At 67.5% G+C, this 20,291-nt stretch carries 14 protein-coding genes; 12 read left to right on the top strand and 2 right to left on the bottom strand.

Features of this window, described 5'->3' with window-relative positions:
• Positions 1–73 precede the first annotated feature (73 nt).
• The 8 genes from ACEN9Q_RS12105 to ACEN9Q_RS12070 all read left to right on the top strand — a co-directional run bounded on the left by ACEN9Q_RS12105 (position 74) and on the right by ACEN9Q_RS12070 (position 11,484).
• Positions 74–3,088, top strand: a complete 3,015-nt coding sequence (locus ACEN9Q_RS12105; RefSeq protein WP_495628589.1) for a TonB-dependent receptor — start codon at positions 74–76, stop codon at positions 3,086–3,088.
• A gap of 73 nt (positions 3,089–3,161) precedes the next feature.
• Positions 3,162–4,826 (top strand): GH35 family beta-galactosidase, encoded by a 1,665-nt coding sequence (locus tag ACEN9Q_RS12100; RefSeq protein ID WP_056444186.1) that lies wholly within the window; start codon positions 3,162–3,164, stop codon positions 4,824–4,826.
• A 12-nt stretch (positions 4,827–4,838) separates the two neighbouring features.
• Complete coding sequence (locus ACEN9Q_RS12095) at positions 4,839–7,712, top strand: glycoside hydrolase family 31 protein (RefSeq protein ID WP_495628588.1); 2,874 nt, start codon at positions 4,839–4,841, stop codon at positions 7,710–7,712.
• The gene (locus ACEN9Q_RS12090; protein WP_495628587.1) at positions 7,709–8,812 is read left to right on the top strand and encodes a glycosyl hydrolase; all 1,104 of its coding nucleotides are present in this window, start codon (positions 7,709–7,711) and stop codon (positions 8,810–8,812) included. Before ACEN9Q_RS12095 ends, ACEN9Q_RS12090 begins: the two co-directional genes overlap by 4 nt.
• Positions 8,809–9,888, top strand: a complete 1,080-nt coding sequence (locus tag ACEN9Q_RS12085) for an SGNH/GDSL hydrolase family protein (RefSeq protein WP_495628586.1) — start codon at positions 8,809–8,811, stop codon at positions 9,886–9,888. Before ACEN9Q_RS12090 ends, ACEN9Q_RS12085 begins: the two co-directional genes overlap by 4 nt.
• A gap of 187 nt (positions 9,889–10,075) precedes the next feature.
• Positions 10,076–10,570: an Hcp family type VI secretion system effector gene (locus ACEN9Q_RS12080; protein WP_495628585.1), complete on the top strand. Its 495-nt coding sequence runs from the start codon at positions 10,076–10,078 to the stop codon at positions 10,568–10,570.
• Between the two features lie 60 nt (positions 10,571–10,630).
• Positions 10,631–11,110, top strand: coding sequence for a penicillin-insensitive murein endopeptidase (locus ACEN9Q_RS12075; RefSeq protein WP_056444194.1), 480 nt, complete (start codon positions 10,631–10,633; stop codon positions 11,108–11,110).
• Positions 11,107–11,484, top strand: a complete 378-nt coding sequence (locus ACEN9Q_RS12070; RefSeq protein ID WP_056444196.1) for a hypothetical protein — start codon at positions 11,107–11,109, stop codon at positions 11,482–11,484. The genes ACEN9Q_RS12075 and ACEN9Q_RS12070 overlap by 4 nt, the downstream gene beginning before the upstream one ends.
• Positions 11,485–11,578: 94 nt before the next feature.
• Here the strand turns inward: ACEN9Q_RS12070 and ACEN9Q_RS12065 are convergent, their stop codons facing one another.
• Positions 11,579–13,300, bottom strand: a complete 1,722-nt coding sequence (locus ACEN9Q_RS12065) for a glycoside hydrolase family 9 protein (protein WP_495628584.1) — start codon at positions 13,298–13,300, stop codon at positions 11,579–11,581.
• Positions 13,301–13,541: 241 nt separating this feature from the next.
• Between ACEN9Q_RS12065 and ACEN9Q_RS12060 the strand changes: the two genes are divergently transcribed.
• On the top strand, positions 13,542–14,459 hold the full coding sequence (locus ACEN9Q_RS12060) for a polysaccharide deacetylase family protein (RefSeq protein WP_495628583.1): 918 nt from the start codon (positions 13,542–13,544) through the stop codon (positions 14,457–14,459).
• A 16-nt stretch (positions 14,460–14,475) separates the two neighbouring features.
• On the opposite strand, the gene ACEN9Q_RS12055 is transcribed toward ACEN9Q_RS12060, so the two are convergent.
• Positions 14,476–14,994 carry a GNAT family N-acetyltransferase gene (locus tag ACEN9Q_RS12055; RefSeq protein WP_495628582.1) on the bottom strand — a complete coding sequence of 173 codons (519 nt, stop codon included), beginning with the start codon at positions 14,992–14,994 and terminating at the stop codon, positions 14,476–14,478.
• 160 nt (positions 14,995–15,154) lie between these two features.
• On the opposite strand from ACEN9Q_RS12055, the gene ACEN9Q_RS12050 reads away from it, so the two are divergent.
• From ACEN9Q_RS12050 to ACEN9Q_RS12040, 3 genes are all read left to right on the top strand, one after another.
• Positions 15,155–17,692 carry a hybrid sensor histidine kinase/response regulator gene (locus ACEN9Q_RS12050; protein WP_495628581.1) on the top strand — a complete coding sequence of 846 codons (2,538 nt, stop codon included), beginning with the start codon at positions 15,155–15,157 and terminating at the stop codon, positions 17,690–17,692.
• Between the two features lie 88 nt (positions 17,693–17,780).
• The gene (locus ACEN9Q_RS12045) at positions 17,781–18,104 is read left to right on the top strand and encodes a DUF5710 domain-containing protein (RefSeq protein ID WP_056444207.1); all 324 of its coding nucleotides are present in this window, start codon (positions 17,781–17,783) and stop codon (positions 18,102–18,104) included.
• Positions 18,105–18,328: 224 nt separating this feature from the next.
• Complete coding sequence (locus ACEN9Q_RS12040) at positions 18,329–20,287, top strand: diguanylate cyclase (RefSeq protein ID WP_495628580.1); 1,959 nt, start codon at positions 18,329–18,331, stop codon at positions 20,285–20,287.
• Positions 20,288–20,291: the final 4 nt, after the last annotated feature.

The following is a 20,291-nucleotide window of genomic DNA, read 5'->3' as shown; positions in this document are numbered from 1 at the left end:
GAGAGGTCGCCTTTTTGCAGTGAGCGGGCGCCGTCATTCGATGGGCCCTGTTGTTTGTCAAGAGGAGATGTGAATGTATCAGTTCAAGAAAACGGCCATCGCGCTGGCGGCCACGCAAATCGCGTTGCTGGCCAGCGGCATGGCGGTCGCGCAGACGGGACCCGGGGCGCCGACGGCAAGCAATGTCGTCGTCGTGACGGGCCAGCGCAAGGCGCTGGATTCGGCGCAGGCGATCAAGCGCGATTCCGACGAGATCGTCGATTCGATCGTCGCGGACGACATCGGCAAGCTGCCGGACCGCTCGATCACGGAAGTGCTGCAGCGCGTCGTGGGCGTCACCATCGACCGCACGATGTCCAAGGGCGACCCGGAACACTATTCGGTCGAAGGTTCGGGCGTGACCATCCGCGGCCTGTCGTACACCCGTTCGGAACTGAACGGCCGCGACTCGTTCTCCGCGAACGGCGGCCGCGCGCTGAACTTCGAAGACGTCCCGCCGGAACTGATGGCCGGCATCGACATCTACAAGAACCCGTCGGCGGAGCAGATCGAAGGCGCCATCGGCGGCCTCGTGAACCTGCGCACGGCGCTGCCGTTCGACTTCAAGGGCCGCAAGATGGCCGCGTCGCTGCAGGACACCTATTCGGAACTCAAGAAGGGCAAGCGCCAGCCGTCCGGCTCCTTCATGTTCTCGGACCGCTGGAAGACCGGCTTCGGTGAAGTCGGCGCCCTCGTCGACCTCGCGTACTCGGAAAGCGGCACCCGCACGGACGCCTTCCAGGTCGAGCCTTACTACCCGCGCAGCGACGTCGCCGCCGGCCAGAACGTGTGGGTGCCGAAAGGCTCGCAATACCGCACGCTGAACTTCGACCGCAAGCGCGAGGGCATCTACGGCGCCCTGCAGTGGAAGAAGGACGCCACGCTGAATTCCACGCTCACGTACTTCAAGTCGAAGTACCGCATGCAGTGGGACGAACAGGCGATCTTCTCGTCCGCCAGCCCGTACAATATCGGCGTCACGAACGGCATCTATGGCGCCAACGGCCAGCTGCTGACCGGCACCCTGACCGACACGGCCGACAAGGGCATCGACTTCGGCGCCGACACGCGCGCCGCGAACCGCAATTCCGCCACGACCGACATCTCGTGGCACCTGACCTGGCGTCCGACCAGCGACTGGCAGATCGACACCGACGTGCAGCGCGTGCGCGCGACGAGCAAGAGCTTCGACTCGACGGTCGCCACCGCCGTCAAGATGCCGTACGAGAACGTCGACCTGTCCGGCTCCGTGCCGAAGCTCACGTTCGATCAGTACCAGACGGCGTACCTGGCCGATCCGAACAACTACTACTGGGCGTTCACCCAGGAGCACTTCGACGACAGCCACGCGGGCGAATGGGCGTGGAAGACGGATGCGAAGTACACGTTCGACAGTCCGGTCCTGCGCGACGTGCGTTTCGGCGTGCGCCTGACGAAGGCCGATTCGACGACGACGAACTCGAATCCGAGCTTCAACTGGGCCGCGGTCAGCCAGCCGTGGCAGGGCGACGTCAACGGCAAGCTCGCCTACCTGGGCGACCCGCGCTTCTCGAACCAGACGCAGCTCCACCAGTTCACGAACTTCTTCAACAACGACACGCCGGTCCCGGCGCTCGTGTTCCCGAACGTGGCGCTGGCCACCGGCTATCCGGGCAGCTACGCGACGCTGCACAGCTACCACGACATCCTGTGCCAGCAGGCGAACAAGGATACCGGCTCGTCCAACCCGTGCACGCCCTGGGCGCCGGCGACGTTCGGCACCGATCCGGCAGGCACGAATGACCTGTCCGAGCGCACCGGCGCGTTCTACACGCAGTTGCGCTTCGGCTTCGACGACCTGAAGTATCCGGTCGACGGCAACATCGGCGTGCGCTACGTGCAGACGCTGCTGAAGGCACGCGGCTACACGGTGTTCAATCCGACCTACACCCAGCCGTCCGCCGGCACCACGGTGGTCGGTCCGGCCATCCCGAACATCGCCGGCTTCTCGGCCGCGCAGGATGCGAGCAACAGCTACCACAACATCCTGCCGAGCCTGAACCTGCGCATGAAGGCGACGGACAAGCTGCAATTCCGCTTCGCCGCTGCGATGGGCATCTCGAAGCCGGACTATTCGCAGCTCCAGAGCTATGCGACGCTGTCGGAAAACGTCGATTCGACGATGGACACGCCGACCAACACGCTGCACGTGAATAACGTCACGCTGACCGGCACGGGCAGCGGCAATCCGAACCTGAAGCCGATCCAGTCGCGCCAGATGGACCTGTCGGCCGAATGGTATTTCGCGCCGGCCGGTTCGCTGACGTTCGCCGTCTTCAACAAGCAGCTCAAGGACATCATCATCAACCAGTCCTACGGCTACAACGTGACCGGCACGGACGGCAAGCCGTACACGTTCACGGTGACGGGCCCGGTCAACGGCGCGCGCGGCCATGCGCGCGGCGCGGAGATCGCGTACCAGCAGTACTTCGACAAGCTGCCGGGCTGGATGTCGGGCTTCGGCGTGCAGGCCAACTACACGTATGTGGGCAGCAAGCAGGACCTCTACCACCCGGTGTTCTCGGCCTACTGCTCGGGCAGCAGCTCGGCGGCGAACTACAACCTGAACCTGAACGGCTGCGACACCAACGGCACGACGTTCGGCGACCTGCCGCTGCAAGGCCTGTCGCGCCAGTCGTATAACCTGGCCCTGCTGTACGACAAGGGCAAGGTATCGGCCCGCCTGGCGTACGCGTGGCGTTCGAAGAGCCTGCAAAACGTGAACGTCAACGGCACCAACGGCGGCGACGGCACCGACACCAATCCGGCCAGCCCGACCGTCGGTACGCATAGCGTCGCGTGGGCGCTGCCGACGTGGTCCGACAGTTACGGCCAGCTGGACGGTTCCGTCTTCTACAATATCAGCGAGAACCTGTCGCTGGGCGTCGAGGCGCAAAACCTGACGAACGCCAAATACCGACAGCTGATGCAGCAGTCGATCGGCATGATGACCCGCGCGGTCTTCGTGTCCGGCCGCCGCTACACGGCGTCGCTGCGTTACTCGTTCTAAGCGAGTCGCGGACGGGCGGCCGCGTGGCCGCCCGTCTTTTCAACCACGATAACGATTGGAGACCCGTTCGCGCATGAAAACCGTATCCTTCCGCCTGCTGGCGGCAAGCCTGCTCCTCGCCGTCCAGGCCGCGCACGCGGCGACGCCGTCCCCCGAATTGCCCCGCATCGTCGGCAAGGACGGCCACTACGCCCTGATGGTCGACGGCGCGCCGTTCCTCGTACTGGGCGGCCAGGCCCAGAATTCCAGCAACTACCCGGCCGCCTTGCCGAAGGTCTGGGCCGCGCTCAAGGATGCGCATGCGAACACGCTCGAGATTCCGGTCGCATGGGAGCAGATCGAACCGAAAGAGGGGACGTTCGATTTCGGCTACGTCGACAAGCTCGTGCAAGAGGCGCGCGAGCACAAGATGCGCCTCGTGCTGCTGTGGTTCGGCACCTGGAAGAATACCGGCCCGGCCTATGCGCCGGAGTGGGTCAAGTTCGACAACAAGCGCTTTCCGCGCATGATCGCCAAGGACGGCAAGACGAGCTACTGCCTGTCGCCGTTCGGCACGGCCACGCTGGCGGCGGACAAGAAGGCGTTCGTGGCGCTGATGGAGCACATCAGGAAGATCGACGCCGACAAGCGCACCGTGATCATGGTGCAGGTCGAGAACGAGGTCGGCACCTACGGCGTCGCGCGCGACTATGCGGCGCGGGCCCAGGCCGCGTTCGGGCAGCCGGTGCCGGCCAGCGTCCTCGCGCACCAGCCGCCGCCCAAGGGCCGGGCGAAGCAGGGCACGTGGAGCGAGGTGTACGGCGACTACGCCGACCAGTATTTCCACACCTGGGCCATCGCCAGCTACATCGAAGACATCGCCAAGGCCGGCCGCGCCGTGTACGACCTGCCGATGTACGTGAACAATGCGCTGCGCGAGCCGCACCTGAACGAAGCGACGCCGCCATGGAAGGCGGACTTCGCCAGCGGCGGTCCGACCTACGACGTGATCGGCATCTACAAGGCGGCTGCGCCGCACATCGATTTCGCCGGCCCGGACATCTACATGCCGGAGTCGAACAAGGTCAGCGCCACGCTGCAGCTGTTCCAGCGTCCGGACAATCCGCTGATGGTGCCGGAGATGGGCAATGCGGCGGGCTATGCGCGCTACGTCTACCAGATCATCGGCAAGGGCGCGCTGGGCGTGGCGCCGTTCGGCATCGACTATGCCATGTACAGCAACTACCCGCTCGGCTCGAAATTTACCGACCACCGCATGGTCGAGCCGTTCGCCAAGGTCTACGACGTGTTCGCACCGATGCAGCGCGTGTGGGCGAAATGGGCGTACGAGGGCCGCACGTACGGCGCGGCCGAGGGCGACGACCGCAAGCCGCAGACCGTCGCGATGAACGGCTGGGACGCGCAGCTGTCGTTCCGCGAATTCCAGTTCGGCGAACGCGAATACCTGAAAGACAAGAACGAATACGCCGAGGGCACGGAACATCCGTCCGGCGGCGTCGCGATCGCGCAGATCGGCCCGGACGAATTCGTCCTCGTGGGCCAGCAGATCCGCGTCAAATTGTCCGGCACCGGCCCCAACGCCGGCAAGCCCGCGATGTTCGCGCGGGTGGAAGAGGGCCATTTCGACGCCGACGGCAAATGGATCATGGAACGCAACTGGAACGGCGACCAGACCGACTACGGCCTGAACCTGCCGGCCACGCCGACCGTGTTGAAGGTAAGGATGGGGACGTACTAAATGGAGACGACCATGCAATTAACCCGAATCGCAACCGCAGCCTTGCTGCTCGCCACCGGCGCCTCCGCCCTCGCGGGCAGTTTCGAACAGACCGCCACCGGCATCGAGGTGCGCCCGGACGCCGGGCCCGCGAAGCTCGTGCGCCTGGAACTGATGGCCGATAACATCGTCCACGTCGTGAAGCTGGACGCAGCGAACAAGCAACTGACGCCGTCCCTGATGACGGTGGCGAAACCGTGCGCCTGCGGCTTCACGGTCGCCAACGGCAAGGATGCCGTCACGCTCAAGGCGGCGCACATCTCGGCCCAGGTATCGCTGAAGGATGGACGGGTGGCGTTCTTCGACGCCGCCGGCAAGCCCTTCCTCACGCAGGCCGCGGAAACCATGACCCCGATCCAGGTCGGCGGCAAGCCGTTCTTCGCGATCAAGGAAGGCTTCAACTACGGCACGAAGGACGCGTTCTACGGCCTGGGCCAGCACCAGAACGCGCAGATGAACTACAACGGCGAGGACGTGCTGCTGCAGCAGCACAATATGATCGCCTCGGTGCCGTTCGTCGTCTCGGACAAGAACTACGGCCTCCTGTGGGACAACAATGCGATCACGCGCTTCGGCGACGCGAAGCCGTACGCGTGGCTGTCGCGCGACCTGACGCTGACCGACGCGCAGGGCAAGCCGGGCGGACTCACGGCCAGCTACTATATCGACGGCAAGCTGGCGTTCACGCGCCAGGAAAAGGACATCGCCTACCAGTACCTGAAGGACGTCGCGGAGAACTGGCCGAAAGAACTCCCGCCGATGAAGGCGCTGGGTGGCCACGACGTCAAGGTCGTGTGGGACGGCGCGATGGCGAGCCCGAAAGCGGGCGTGCACAAGATGCAGCTGTACGCTTCCGACTACGCGACGCTCACCGTCGCCGGCAAGCAGGTCATGGACGTGTGGCGCCAGGGGTGGAACCCGTGGTATCACAACTTCGAAGTCAGGTTCGAACCGAACAAGCCGGTCAAGCTGCACCTGGAGTGGAAACCGTCGGGCGGCATGGTCGCGATGACGCACAACGACCCGCTGCCCGCGCCCGAACGCCATTCGCTGACGATGTCGTCGGAGATCGCGGAAGCCGTGAACTACTACGTGATCAGCGGCGACAGCATGGACAACGTCATTGGCGGTTACCGCACGCTGACCGGACAGCAGCCGATGATGCCGAAGTGGGCCTACGGCTTCTGGCAGTCGCGCCAGCGCTACGAGACGCAGCAGCAGTTGCTGGACACGGTCGCGGAATACCGCAAGCGCGGCTGGCCGCTCGATAACATCGTGCAGGACTGGTTCTACTGGCCGGAAGACGGCTGGGGTTCGCACGACTTCGACAAGGTCCGCTTTCCCGATCCGCAGGGGATGGTCGACGCCGTGCACAAGCAGCACGCGCACATCATGATCTCCATCTGGGGCAAGTTCTACGCCAATACCGACAACTACAAGGAGCTGGCGGCCAAGGGCCATATGTGGACCAAGAACGTCGAGGACGGCGCGCTGGACTGGGTGGGCAAGGGCTACAAGAACAGCCACTACGATCCGTACACGAAGGAAGCGCGCGACATCTATTATCGCCAGCTGCAGCACAAGCTGGTCGACAAGGGCTTCGACGCCTGGTGGATGGACAACACGGAACCCGACGTGCTGTCGAATTCGCGCCTGGAAGATTTCAAGAAGCTGATCGGCCCGACCGTCTACGGCCCCGGCGAGATCACGTTCAACCCGTACAGCCTCGTGCACTCGGGCGGCATGATCGACGGCCTGCGCCGCGACCAGCCGGATAAACGCCAGTTCATCCTGTCGCGCTCGGGCTTCGCCGGCATCCAGCGCAATTCGGTCGCCGTGTGGAGCGGCGACACGGCCGGCCGCTGGAACAACCTGTACGACCAGATCGCGGCGGGCGTGAACTTCTCGATGTCCGGCATCCCGAACTGGACGCACGACATCGGCGGCTATGCGCAGGAAAACCGCTACCAGTACGGCGACGTGGGTTCGGCGCAGGAAAACCGCGTGACGTCCAGCCACCAGGCCAAGCCGGAAGACATGAAGGAATGGCGCGAGCTGAACCTGCGCTGGTTCCAGTTCGGCGCGTTCTCGCCGCTGTTCCGCTCGCACGGCGAAGTGGTCAAGCGCGAGATCTACAACATCGCGGCCGGCGACGACGCGATGCGCGATTCGATGGTGGGTTACCTGAAGCTGCGCTACCGCCTGATGCCTTACATTTACTCGATGGCGGCCGACACGCATTACCAGAGCGGCACCATGATGCGCGGCCTCGTGATGGACTTCCCGCACGACGACAAGGTCAAGGACATCAAGGACCAGTATCTGTTCGGCCACGCGCTGATGGTGGCGCCGGTCACGAGCTACGGCGCACGCGAGCGCACCGTCTACTTCCCGGCGGGCGCCGACTGGTATGACTTCGACACCGGCAAGCGCTACGCGGGCGGTACCAGCGCGACGGTGCCGGCGCCGTTGAACCGCATCCCCGTGTTCGTGCGCACGGGCGCCGTGGTCCCGACGGGCCCCGTCACGCAATACGTCGACGAGAAGCCGGATGCGCCGCTCGTGCTGCAGGTGTACGCGGGCGCCAGCGGCCAATCGAGCCTGTACGAGGACGACGGCGTGACGAACGCGTACGAACGGGGCGAGTACAGCCGCATCCCGTTCACCTACGACGACAAGACGGGCACGGTCACCATCGGCGCGCGCAGCGGCGCGTACAAGGGCATGCCGCAGACGCGCCAGATCAAGGTGCGCATGCTGCGTCCCGGCGTGGCGACGAGCGCCGACATGGACGCGTTCGACAAGACGGTGACCTATGACGGCAAGCCCGTGACGGTCAAGCTGTGAAGCGACGCGTGGCGGCCGCGCTGCTGCTGGCGGGCGCACAGTGCCTGGCGTGCGCCGCGGCCCGGGCTGACGCGCCCGACGCGCCCGTCGACGCGCGGGCGGACGCGCGCACCCGCGCGGCGTTTGCCTGGCTGCGCGCGACCTGGGGCCGGCAAACCATCGCCGGCCAGCAGGACCTGACGTGGAACGACAGCGTCGACATGGCGCGGCGCGTATTCGACGACACGGGCCGCTATCCCGCGCTGATGGGCTTCGACTTCATGAACACGTGGACGAAGGGCGACGGCGCGCACCAGGTCGACGAGGCGATCGCCTGGGCGCGCCGCGGCGGCCTCGTGACGTTCTGCTGGCACTGGCGCGACCCGTCCGGTGCGACCGCCAACTTCTATGCGCGCGAGCCGGATGCGCGCAAGAACACGGCGTTCACGATCCCGCTGCGCGACGGCCGTCTCGACACGGCGAGCAGCGCCGGACGCCGGATCGACGCGGACATCGACCGCCTGGCGACCGAGCTCGCGAAGCTGCAGGCGGCCGGCGTGACGGTGCTTTGGCGGCCGTTGCACGAGGCGTCCGGGAACCGGGGCGACGGCTGGTTCTGGTGGGGCCGCACGCGTACGGACGGCGCGTCGAACGCCGCGGCGTACGTGCTGCTGTACCGCCACATGTTCGACCGGCTCGTGAACCGGCACGCCCTGCACAACCTGATCTGGGTGTGGAATGGCCAGGACGCGGCCTGGTATCCGGGCGACGACGTCGTCGACATCGTCGGCTACGACGTGTACGACGAGCGCGATGCCAAGTCGTACAGGTCGCAGGCCGACACGTACCGCCGCATGGCTGCCGTCGGCACCGCGATCAAGCCGGTGGCCATGAGCGAGAACAGCTACATCCCCGATCCCGACAACATGAAGCGGGACGGTGCGCGCTGGCTCTGGTTCCTGACGTGGAATGACGGCCGCGCGCCCGCCGGCACGGCCGACAAGGACAACTTCTGGACCGGCGATTTTTACAACACGGCGGCGCACAAGGCGAAGGTCTATCACCATCCGGACGTGATCACCCTCGACAAACTGCCCGCCTTCCTGAAAGCTCCCCAATGAAACGACTCACTACCACTTTCGCCCTGGCCGCGCTGCTGCATGCGGGCCTGGCATGCGCCGGCGTCGCCGTCGCACCCGATGACAAGAACCTGTCGTATACCGGCCGCATCGATTTTTCGAAGCCCGACGCACCCGTCATCACGTGGCCGAACACGACCATCGCCGGCAATTTCACCGGTACGTCGCTGGCCGTGACGCTGGACGACGACAAGGGCAAGAACTACTTCAACGTATTCCTCGACGGCGACACCGCGAGTCCGCTGATCATCGAGGCGGGCCAGGGCACGAAGAAATACGACGTGGCGGCCGGCCTCGCGCCGGGCAAGCACAGCTTCCTGATCACCAAGCGTACCGAAGGCGAGGAGGGCGCGACCGTCTTCCGCGGGCTGGAACTGGCGGACGGCGGCCAGATGCTGGCGCCGCCCGCGCGGCTCAAGCGCCACATCGAATTCTTCGGCGATTCCATCACGAGCGGCATGGGCGACGAGGCGCCGATGAACGGCCGCGACGACGTCGTCCGCGACAAGAACAGCTATCTGTCGTATGCCGGCATCACGGCGCGCAACCTGAACGCGGAACTGCACCAGACGTCGCAGAGCGGCATCGGCATCATGATCAGCTGGTTCCCGTTCACGATGCCGGACTTCTACGACCAGCTGAGCGCCGTCGGCAACAACGACACGCACTGGGATTTCGCGAGCTGGACGCCGGACGTCGTCGTCATCAATCTGCTGCAGAACGACAGCTGGCTGATCGGCCAGCACCACAAGCTGCAGCCCGAGCCGAACGACGCGCAGCGCGTGGCCGCGTACGAGACGTTCGCCAAGCGCATCCGCCAGCTGTACCCGCACGCGTATATCGTGTGCGCGCTGGGCAGCATGGATGCGACGCGTCCCGGCTCCGTGTGGCCGGGCTATATCAAGTCGGCGGTGGAAGACATGCGCAAGAACGGCGATGCGCGCATCGACACCGTGTTCTTCCCGTTCACCGGCTACGGCCAGCATCCGCGCCTCAAGCACCAGCGCAACAATGCCGAGATCCTGACGGCGTTCATCCGGAAGAAGATGGGCTGGTAAGCAGCGCCGCCGGCGGGGCGCCGGGGCCCGGTTCTTGCGGCGGCCGGCCCGCGCCCGGGCGGTGCTTCGGCTGTTCGTCGTCACGCAAGGGAGAAGTTCCGGGCAATGCCGGTCATTGCGCCGCCCCAATCTGTGTCGGCCTCTGCTGAGCAAGAATCAGCGTCTCATCACCATCAGGAGAGGCAACATGATCGACGCATACTTGCAGATCGACGGCATCAAAGGCGAATCGACCGACTCTGCGCATCAAGGCTGGATCGAACTGAAGTCCGCTCACTGGGGCGTGACGCAGCCGATGAGCGCGAGTGTTTCCACCGCAGGCGGCCACACGACCGGTCATTCCGGGCACCGTACCCTGTCGATTACCAAGCTCGCGGATCTCGCTTCACCAATCCTGATGCAGCACTGCTCGATGGGTAAGACAATCCCGAGGGCCAGGATCGAATTCATGCGCGCCGACGGCGACGGCAAGCGGGTGAAGTATTATCAGGTCGAACTGGAGAACGTGATGTTGTCCGACATGGATCAGGTGTTGGGTGACGGCGGCGGTGTCCTGGAGGACGCGATCGGACTCTGCTTCTCGAAGGTCAAGTGGACGTACACGCAGCAGAAGATCGGGGGCGGCGTCGGCGGCAGCACGGCCGGCGGCTGGGATCTGGCCGCGAAAAAGTGCTGTGTGTGAGAGGGGGCGACGATGAGTGGCGGAGTTCCAATCCAACCGAAAGACCGGCGTGGATATTTCATGTTGCCCCAAGCCCCCGAGGAGGCCGGATACTATGTGTACGGTACCCTGCACGATGCACCTGGGACAGGTCACCTGGCGCAGTACGCGCACCCGAACCTGCTCACGGTGATTTTTCGGGTCGAGCGGGAGTGGCAGGCCATTTGTGACCGAAAATTCGGTATCGGGAATATCAGCATCGACGGTGGTTTTGCCTACGACAACCACAAGTCCCACCAGTTGGGCATCGAGGTGGACTGTCGTCCGGTGCGCAAAGACTACATGACCGGTCAAGGCGCGCGCTGCTCGTACAGGGACAAGGCATATGATCGGGATGCCACGATCAAACTAATTCGCCTGTTCCTGGATGATCCGTGGGTGAAAATTGTTTATTTCAACGACGACGAAGTGCAAAAAGCACTGGGTCGCGCACGGGTCAAGTCCCTCATGGGCCATAATAACCACTTCCACGTCGAGCTCTGGCCGAGGTACGCATCATGAGCGCGCGCTCGGTATTCATTGCCGCGGCCCTCGCCCTGTGCTCTCTGACTCAGGCTGCGGAGAAGCCGGAGACTACGGGCGCTGGTCCGAAGCCGCTCAAGGGCGAGTACTGGATATACGGCGGGGAGTTGGGCGATACCGTGCCGCCAACGAAAAAGAACATGAAGGTGGCATTCACGTTCAAGGGACCACTCGCCAAGGAGCTGTTCGACCAGATCGGGCCAGACAGGAAGGACACCTGTGGGGCCGGCCCCGATCGTCGAATACGGTTCAGGCGCGATCTTGCCTGCATCTGGGACAAAGGCGACGGATACGTTTGCTATTTCGGTCTCGATGTACCGACCGGCAAAAGTACATACGGGTCGATCTGTTAAGTGCTGCACCGCCGGTCTGCCTTCCCGCGTCCGGGACGGTGGTGGGCGCACCGGACCGGCACGGACGGTTGCCGTTCCGGCTGGGTGGCCGCGCTCAGCGCTCCAGCGCCTGCAGCGCGGCCGCCACGTACACGAGCGGCGCGTTCCAGTTGATGGCGACTTCGTTGCTGGCGTAGCTGCACGCATTGTCCAGGTAGGACGTCGCCGGCGCCTTCGACGCGTACGCGACGCGGCAATCCTTGGCGTCCTGCTGGCCCGGGTTCGGTCCGCCCACGAGCCAGCCGGGAACCGGCGCCGCGATGCCGTCCGCTTCCGACGGCCGGTGGTGCGGATGCATGGGCGCGCGGGCGCCGAAGCCGGTCACATAGCTCATGCCGAGCGGATTGCGGCCCAGCGTGTAGTCGAGCGCCGACTGCGCGGCGTTCAGGTAGTCGGCCTTGTGCGTGAGCCGGTAAGCCTGCACGAGCATCATGGCCTGGTTCAGCACGACGGCGTTGCTGCCCCAGACGAAGTCGGACGGCGCCATCGCCAGGCGTGCCGGCGACGCCTGCCATTGCGCCAGCAGCCTGTCGGCGGCGGCGAGGATCTGGCGGCGCGCGCCGTCGGCGTCGCCCGGCTTCTTCAGGCGCGCGCGCTGCTGCGCGAGCGAGATCCAGCCGAGCGGGCGCACGTCGCTCCAGCCGGGCGCCGTCTGCACGGCCGGCGCGGCGGCGAGGGCGCGGGTGCGGTATTCGTCCTTGCCCGTGGCGATATACAGTTCGGACGCAGCCCAGGAAAACTCGTCGTCGACCTTGTCGTCGCCATAGGTGCCGGTCTGGATGTCGGACGGCTGGCGGTACAGGACGGCCGGGTTGGCGACGGCCCAGCGCCACGCGCTTTCCGCCGCGGCCAGGTAGCGCTGCGAGCGGCCCGGCGCCTGCGCGTCGAACGGCGCCAGCACGCGGCTCGCCGTCGCCATCACGGCCGCGAAATCGAGGGCCGCCGCCGTCGTCTTCTGCACGACGTAGCGCGGGGCGGTCGCGCGGTCCGGCATCACCATGCCGTCGAAGGCCTTGTTCGTCAGCTTGTGGTACACGCCGCCATCGGCCGGGTCCTGCATCGTGACCATCCAGTCGAGATTCCACAACGCTTCGTTGAGGATGTCCGGCACGCCGTTGCCGGCTTCCGGCAGGTTCACGGCGAGCTTGTCGAACCAGGCCGGGAAGTGTTCGTACGCGGCCAGCAGCGTGTACGTGCTGATGCCGGAGTTGACGATGTATTTGTTGTAGTCGCCCGCGTCGTACCAGCCTTTCGGGCTCTTGATCACGGTGCCGGCCGGACGCTTGCCCGACGCCGCCGATTCGTGCACGAGCACCTTGTCGTCCGGATGACCGAGCGCGCGTGCGTACGGGCCCGCGATGCGCGCGCCCAGCGCGATGCCGGCGCGCTGCAGCGTGTAGGCGTGGATGGCGCCCGCGTCCAGCGCGCGATAGGGTTCCGCGCCGATCGCGAACGCGGGCGAATCCGGCAGGCCCGCGCGGACGATGCGGTAGTTGCCGGCCGTGCGCAGCGCGGAAAAATCGGCGATGCGTACGCGCTCGCCGGATGCGTCCCACGTCGCGGCCGGGCCCAGCGTGCCTTCGAACGCGATCTTGCCGCTTGCCGCGTCGACGACCGTGAAACGCGGCGACGCGCCGTCGCCCGCGCCGGCCGGCACGACGGCCAGCTTCTGCGCGGCGGGCAGGAATCCCAGCTGGTTGACTTCGATGCCGGCGGCGGCGTGCGCGGTGCCGGCCGCGAGGAACGCGGCGCAGGCGAGCAGGGTGGGACGATGCATGGGATCTCCAGGGAAGTTCGGTTGTAGTTGTAATCGATTTCATCGTACCTTGCCAGGAAAAGCAAAGTCAATCGCCGGATCGAAAGAACGCCCGTCAATACGGGCGCCGTTCGTCCCGGCGCACGGCGCGCGCCGGCACGATAAAACGTTTTACGGCCGTTGCCTCGGCCACGCGATCCGGGCAATAATTGCATCGGTCGAACCAATTGCCCACACTCACAATGTCATCGAGAGGACTCCCTTGAAACCACGTATCTTGCTGTGCGCGCTGCTGCTTGGCGCCGGCGCGGCCGCTGCCTCCGCTTCGGACCGTTTCGACGTCGCCGTCACGGCCGACGACCTGCCTGCACATGGCACGCTGCCCGCGGGGATGACCTGGGCCGGCATCGCCCGTTCGTATGTGGGCACGCTGCATGCGCATGGCGTTGCCGAGGCCTGGGGGCTCGTCAACGCGAAGCGTATCGCCGAGGACCCGCACAGCGAAGCGGCGCTCGACGTCTGGCGCCAGGCCGGCTACCCGCTGGGCAACCACACGTACAGCCACATGGGATTGTCGCAGGCGCCGTCGCTGGAAGCCTGGGAGGCCGACGCGCGCGCGGGCGAGGCGGTGCTGGAGAAGCACATGGCCGGCAAGGACTGGCACGTGCTGCGCTACCCGTTCCTCGATGCGGGCGGCAGCGGCGCGCGCCACGACGGCGCGCTGGACTGGCTGGCCAGGCGCGGCTACCGCATCGCGGACGTCAGCCTTGGCTTCGACGACTGGGCATACACGGAAACGTATGCGCGCTGCCTCGCGAAGGGCGACACCGCCGCCATCGACGGCATGAAGGCGGGCTACTACCGCCGCGTCGACCAGCAGCTCGTGCGCATGAGGGCCATGTCGCAGCGCGTGTACGGCCGCATGATCCCGCAGGTGCTGCTCACGCACATGGGGGCCTGGAGCGCGGCCACGCTGCCGGAAGTGATGAAGCGCATGGAGGCGGCGGGCGCGCGCTACGTGACGCTGGACCAGGCGCAGTCCGATGCCGCGTACCGCACGCCGAGCCCGCGTTCCGGCAACGGCGCGCTGATGGAGCGCCGCGCGCAGGATGCAGGGATCGACCTGTCCGGACTGCCGGCCGTCGAACCGGTCGGCAATCTGGACGCCCTGTGCCGTTGACCAGGCGCGGGGGCGCTCACGCGTCTCCCAGCGCCAGCACCATCGCCTGTTCGGACAGCGCCGTGCCCGCGCGCGGCACGGGTGTGCCGACGTCGACGAAGCCGGTGCGCCGGTACAGCCGCGCGGCTGCGCCGTCGCCCGCCGTGACGCCGAGGTGCAGCGCTTGCGCCCGGCGTGCGCGCGCCCATGCGATGGCCGCGTCGAGAAGCGCCGCGCCGACGCCGCGGCCGCGCGCCTCGGGCGCCACCCACACCTGGTACAGGCTCGCGCCGGCGCCTTCCATTTTCACCCACGCCAGGCCGACGGGCGTGCCGTCCAGTTCCGCGACGAACGGCCAACCCTGTTGATGCGCGCCCAGCGCGGGTGCGGCGAGGCGCGCGGCCCAGACGTCGTCCGGGCGTTGCGATTCCTCCGCCAGCGTGCTGCAGAAGGCATTTGGCGCATCGGCCAGCGCGCGCAGGCGCAGGGCACGGTAGGCGGCCCAGTCGGCGGGATGCAGGGTGCGGATGGCGGGCGGATGGCGGTCGAGCGGCATGGCGTTGTCCGGTAATGGGGAAAGTCGATCATAGTGGAACACGTGCCTTGACACAATGGCAAGCGCGCCGCGCGCGGGCATGCAACGCCGACAACGGGCGCGCACGCAAGGCGTAAACATATTGTCAACGCGGTGCGCCGGAGGGTAAGATTTCACGCTTATGAATCCAGCCACGAACGCGCCCGCCGGCGCCACCCCGGCGGCCGCGTCCGAGCTGTCGTCCGTCGAGCAGGTCAAGTCCAGCCGACCCTACCGCGAGCTCCTGCGCCTGTTCGAACAGGCGCCGGGCTTCGTATGCTTTTTCCGCGGTCCGCAGCACGTGTACGAATTGCAGAACCAGGCCCACCACCGGCTGGCCGGCTTCCGCGACATCATCGGCAAACCGGTGCGCGCGGCGCTGCCCGAGCTGGAAGGACAGCAGTTCTTCGAGCTGCTCGACCAGGTGTTCGCCAGCGGCCAGGCGTTCGTCGGCCAGGCGCTGCCGCTCGCCGTCGCGCCGGCCGGCGGCGGTCCGGCGACGCTGCGCTACATCGACTTCGTGTACCAGCCGATCGTCGACGAGGGCGGCGCCGTCGTCGGCATTTTCTCGCAGGGGAACGACGTCACCGAGCGCGTGCTGGCCGAGGAACAGCTGCGTCGCAAGCAGGAAGAACTGGAGCGCATGGTCGAGGAACGCACGCGCGCGCTGGCCGACGCGCACGCGGCGCTCAAGCTGGCGGCCGAGCTGCAGGGCGACAAGATGCATCTGCAGCGCCTGTTCGAGCAGGCGCCCGGCTTCATCTGCGTGCTGCGCGGCCCGGACCACGTGTACGAACTGGCCAACGCCGCCTATCGCCGCCTGGTGGGCGGCCGCGACCTGCTCGGCAAGTCCCTGCGCGCGGTGCTGCCCGAGGTCGAGCGCCAGGGCTTCGGCGATCTGCTGGACAGCGTGTATCGCAGCGCCCGGCCGTATATCGGCCGCGCCGTGCCGGTCGAGCTGCACAACGATCCCGCGCAGGGACCGGCGCTGCGCTACCTCGACTTCATCTACCAGCCCGTGCTCGATCCGGCCGGCCAGGTCATCGGCATCTTCGTGCAGGGCAGCGACGTGACCGAGCAAAAGGTCGCGCAGGATGCGCTGAGCCACCATCAGGCCGAGCTGGAAACGCTCGTGACCGAGCGGACGGCCGAGCTGACGGCGGCGCAGGCAGCGCTGCAGCGCTCGCACAAGCTGGAAGCCATCGGCAAGCTGACGGGCGGCGTGGCGCACGACTTCAACAACATCCTGCAGGTCGTGGGCGGCAACCTCGAACTGTTGCAGCACCGCGGCGGCGACCCCCGGGTGCAGAACCTGCTGCAGGTGGCGCTGCATGCCGTCGAGCGCGGCGGCAAGCTGTGCTCGCACCTGCTCGCGTTCGCGCGCCGGCAGCCGCTGCAGCCCGTCGTCGTGAATCCGGCCCGCATCGTGGCGGACATGGACGACCTGCTGCGGCGCGCGCTCGGCGAAACGATCCACATCGAGACCGTGCGTGCCGGCGGCCAGTGGCATACGGTGGTCGACCCGAACCAGCTGGAAAACGTGATCCTGAACCTCGCGATCAACGCGCGTGACGCGATGCCGAACGGCGGCCGGCTCACGATCGAGATCGCCAACGCCATGCTCGACGACGATTACGTCGCCGCCGAGCCGGACGTGCGGCCGGGCCAGTACGTGATGATCGCCGTGTCCGACACGGGCTGCGGCATGGCCCGCGACGTGCTGGAGCGCGCGTGCGAGCCGTTCTTCACGACCAAGCCGGAAGGCGCGGGCACGGGCCTGGGCCTGTCGATGGCCTATGGCTTCGTCAAGCAGACGGGCGGCCACTTCCGCATCTACAGCGAAGTCGGGGAGGGCACGACGGTGCGGCTGTACTTCCCGCGCACCTTCGAGGCCGAGGACGCGACCGCGCGCCTGTCCGACGTCGCCCCGCAGGGCGGCAGCGAGACGGTGCTCGTCGTCGAGGACGATCCGGCCGTGCAGGGCACGGTCGTCGAGATGCTGGGCAGCCTGGGCTACCGCGTGCTCAAGGCCGACAATGCGACCGACGCCTACGGCATCGTCAAGAGCGGCCTGCCGATCGACCTGCTGTTCACCGACGTCGTCATGCCGGGCCCGATGCGCAGCCCGGAACTGGCGCGCCTGGCCAAGGCACTGCTGCCGAACCTGGCCGTGCTGTTCACGTCCGGCTACACGCAGAACGCCATCGTGCACGGCGGCCGGCTCGATCCGGGCGTCGAGCTGCTGTCCAAGCCCTATGGCCGCGACCAGCTGGCGCGCAAGGTGCGGCATGTGCTGGCCAACCGTCCGGGCGCAGCCGCGGCGGCCGCGCCGCGCCGCACCCGCATCCTGATCGCGGAAGACAATCCGGACCTGCTGGACATGGCGTGCAGCCTGTTCGACGCGCTGGGCCAGGATGCGCGCGGCGCCGTCAGCTTCGACGAGGCGCTGGCGCGGCTGGAGGATGGGGCGTGCGACGTGCTGTTCACCGACATCGACCTGGCCGGCAAGTCCGGCGTCGACCTGGCCTGCCGCGCGCGGGCACTGCATCCGCGGCTGCACGTCGTGTTCGCGTCGGGTTACGGTGCGCCGGACCGGGGCGCGCTCGGCTTCGCGTACGACGTCGTCGCCAAGCCCTACCGGCTGGACGATTTGCGCGCCATGCTGGCGCGGCTGGGATGACGGCCGTTTGCGCGCGGGCGCCGGATCGGTTAGGATCGGCATCCCGCGCCGGCGCCCGCCATGCGCGGCCGTCCGACGAAGAAGCCAGATGACTTTCCTGAACGTTCCCTACGCAGAAAAAGACGAAGCCCGCGCCCTCGGCGCCCGCTGGAATCCCGGCCGCAAGCGCTGGTACGTGCCGGCCGGCGTCGCGCTCGACCCCTTCCAGAAATGGCTCAAGGAGGGAGACGGCGGCGGGCGCGTCGATTCGGCCGCCGCCAGGCCCGTCGTCGGCGCCAACTACGTCGAGCTCCCCCATGCCTGCAATCCGTTCGAGCCGTGCGCCGAGTGCGCGCAGGCGCTTGCCGGTACGCCGTGGCAGCAGGCGCGCGCCACGCTGGCCGCCACGGTGGCGGCCCTGAACAAGCGCTAGCGTTTGCCGGCACGGCCAGACGCATGGCCTGCGCATTGACGGAAATGACGATGATGTGCGGCATTCCGTACCGAGAATCATGCATGTCTGGCAAGAATGTGTTGGATTCGACGACGCATCCTGAAAATTAGTTGCCCGTCGTAAAGCATCCGGCGTCGCCGATGCTATAGTGGACTTGTCCGGCCCCGCACACGCGTTGCCGGTCCTGTCCACTTCGAACGACCATGAGCCCATCCCCTCCGAATCACGCCGCCGGCCGCCGGGCCGCCAGCGCTGCGCTGGCCCTGCTGCTGGCGTTGGGGTGCGCGGCGCCGGGGGCGCGGGCGGACGGCGGCGCCGCGGAGTTGGCGCGGCTGGAACGCCTCGTGCGCGCGGCCGACGCCGGCGCGCTGCCGGCGCTGCTGGCGGCGCAGGGCGATGCGATGGCGGGCCCGTACGCGGACCGCATCGCGTACCTGAAGCTGCTGCATCGCGCGTACGCGGATCGCGGCGACACCGCCGCGGCCGGGCAGGTCGCGGAGCGGATCGTGCGGATGGCGCGGGCGCAGGGCGACGCGCTGAACACGGCGCTCGGGCGGCTGGCGCGCGCCGGCGCGACGGGCGGCCTTGGCCAGTCGACGGCGCTGGCCGCCGTGAACGACATCGACATCCGCCACGCCGACCTGCGCGATCCGGAATTCACGGCCGCGCTGCAGCAGGCCTACGGCGACGGCTACCTCGAGCTGGGGCAGTACGACTTCGCGCACAGCCATTACCTGAAGGCGCTGGAGATCGCGCGCCGGCATCCGGAGCTGCTGGAGACGAGCGCGAATGGCCTGCTGCTCGCGATCGCGAAGGTCTACGTGTACACGCGCTCGCCCGACAAGGTGCTGGCCACGCTGGCCGCGATCGGTCCGGACGGCGGGGCGCTGCCGCCGCCGTCGGCCGCACGGCGCTTCGTCATCGAGGGCATTGCCCACGTCATGCAGGGCCACCCGGACCAGGGCCGCACCGCCTACTACAAGGGCCTCGCCATCGCGCACGCGCACGGCCTCGCGCTGTTCGAAGCGAACGCGCTCGGCAACATCGCCGACAGCTGGCTCGAGGACCGCAACTACGTGGAGGCCGAGCGCGCCGCGCGCGCCGCGGTGCCGTTCGCCGCGAAGGCGGGCGACCCGGCCACCCGGCGCATCGCCGAGGCCAACCTCGGTTTCGCGCTGGCCGGGCAGGGCCACCTGCCGCAGGGCCTCGCGTACATCGACCGCGTGCTGGCCGAGCAGCGTGCGGACGGCGCCTTGCCCGACATGGCGAACGTGCTGCTCGAAAAAAGCCGCATGCTGGACAAGGCCGGCCTCGTGCGCCAGGCGTTGCAGGCGCTGCAGGAGCAGCGCGAGGTGGCGGCCAGGCTGGCCGCGGCGGAACACGAGCACACGGCCAAGGTGCTGCAGGAGCAGTTCGAGGCCCAGCGCCGCGCCATCCAGATCGAGAGCCTGCGCCGCGAGAACGCGATGAAGGATGTCCAGATCCGCAAGCGCCGCGTGTGGCAGCTGATCGCCTCGACCGGCGCCGGGGTGGCGTTGCTGCTGTGCGGTTTCGTCTGGGTGCTGTACCGCCGTTCGGTGCGCACCAGCCGCCGCCTGCGCGAACTGAACGAGGAACTGGCGTTCCACTCGACCCACGATGCGCTGACGGGGCTCCTGAACCGGCGCTCGTTCCGCGCTGCGATGGCCGCGCGCGCGCCGGGCGCCAGTCACTGCTTCATCCTGCTCGACATCGATCACTTCAAGGCGATCAACGACGGCCTCGGCCACACGGCCGGCGACGAGGTCCTGGTGGAAGTGGCGCGCCGGCTGCGCGCCACCGTGGCCGAGCGCGGACTCGCGCTGCGCTGGGGCGGCGAGGAATTCCTCGTCCACGTGGACGGCGGCGATCCGGCCGGCCACGCGGCGCTCGTGCGCGCGCTGCTGGCCGCCGTCGCGGACGGCGCCGTGACGACGGCGGACGGCCAGCGGGTCGACGTGACCATCACCGCGGGCGCGCTGACGCTGCCGGCCGGCGGCGACGGCGCCATCGACTGGCAGCACGCCGTGGCGCTGGCCGACCGGGCGCTGTACCGCGGCAAGCAGGACGGCCGCCGCTGCGCCTACCTGGACGAGATGGACGCCACGGGCGCCGTGACGCGCAGCGTGCGCATCGGGGCGTGACGTC

The sequence above is a fragment of the Massilia sp. Masssp93 genome (assembly GCF_059491295.1).
Note: the sequence above shows the minus strand (reverse complement) of the source record. Positions and strands in the feature narration are given on the sequence as shown.

What these genes read in the sequence shown, in the direction of transcription:
- ACEN9Q_RS12070 (WP_056444196.1), top strand. Translation starts at nt 11,107, where the DNA reads ATGAGCGCGCGCTCGGTATTCATTGCCGCGGCCCTCGCCCTGTGCTCT.
- ACEN9Q_RS12080 (WP_495628585.1), top strand. Translation starts at nt 10,076, where the DNA reads ATGATCGACGCATACTTGCAGATCGACGGCATCAAAGGCGAATCGACC.
- ACEN9Q_RS12065 (WP_495628584.1), bottom strand. Translation starts at nt 13,300, where the DNA reads ATGCATCGTCCCACCCTGCTCGCCTGCGCCGCGTTCCTCGCGGCCGGC.
- ACEN9Q_RS12045 (WP_056444207.1), top strand. Translation starts at nt 17,781, where the DNA reads ATGACTTTCCTGAACGTTCCCTACGCAGAAAAAGACGAAGCCCGCGCC.
- ACEN9Q_RS12050 (WP_495628581.1), top strand. Translation starts at nt 15,155, where the DNA reads ATGAATCCAGCCACGAACGCGCCCGCCGGCGCCACCCCGGCGGCCGCG.
- ACEN9Q_RS12100 (WP_056444186.1), top strand. Translation starts at nt 3,162, where the DNA reads ATGAAAACCGTATCCTTCCGCCTGCTGGCGGCAAGCCTGCTCCTCGCC.
- ACEN9Q_RS12105 (WP_495628589.1), top strand. Translation starts at nt 74, where the DNA reads ATGTATCAGTTCAAGAAAACGGCCATCGCGCTGGCGGCCACGCAAATC.
- ACEN9Q_RS12095 (WP_495628588.1), top strand. Translation starts at nt 4,839, where the DNA reads ATGCAATTAACCCGAATCGCAACCGCAGCCTTGCTGCTCGCCACCGGC.
- ACEN9Q_RS12055 (WP_495628582.1), bottom strand. Translation starts at nt 14,994, where the DNA reads ATGCCGCTCGACCGCCATCCGCCCGCCATCCGCACCCTGCATCCCGCC.
- ACEN9Q_RS12085 (WP_495628586.1), top strand. Translation starts at nt 8,809, where the DNA reads ATGAAACGACTCACTACCACTTTCGCCCTGGCCGCGCTGCTGCATGCG.
- ACEN9Q_RS12075 (WP_056444194.1), top strand. Translation starts at nt 10,631, where the DNA reads ATGTTGCCCCAAGCCCCCGAGGAGGCCGGATACTATGTGTACGGTACC.
- ACEN9Q_RS12040 (WP_495628580.1), top strand. Translation starts at nt 18,329, where the DNA reads ATGAGCCCATCCCCTCCGAATCACGCCGCCGGCCGCCGGGCCGCCAGC.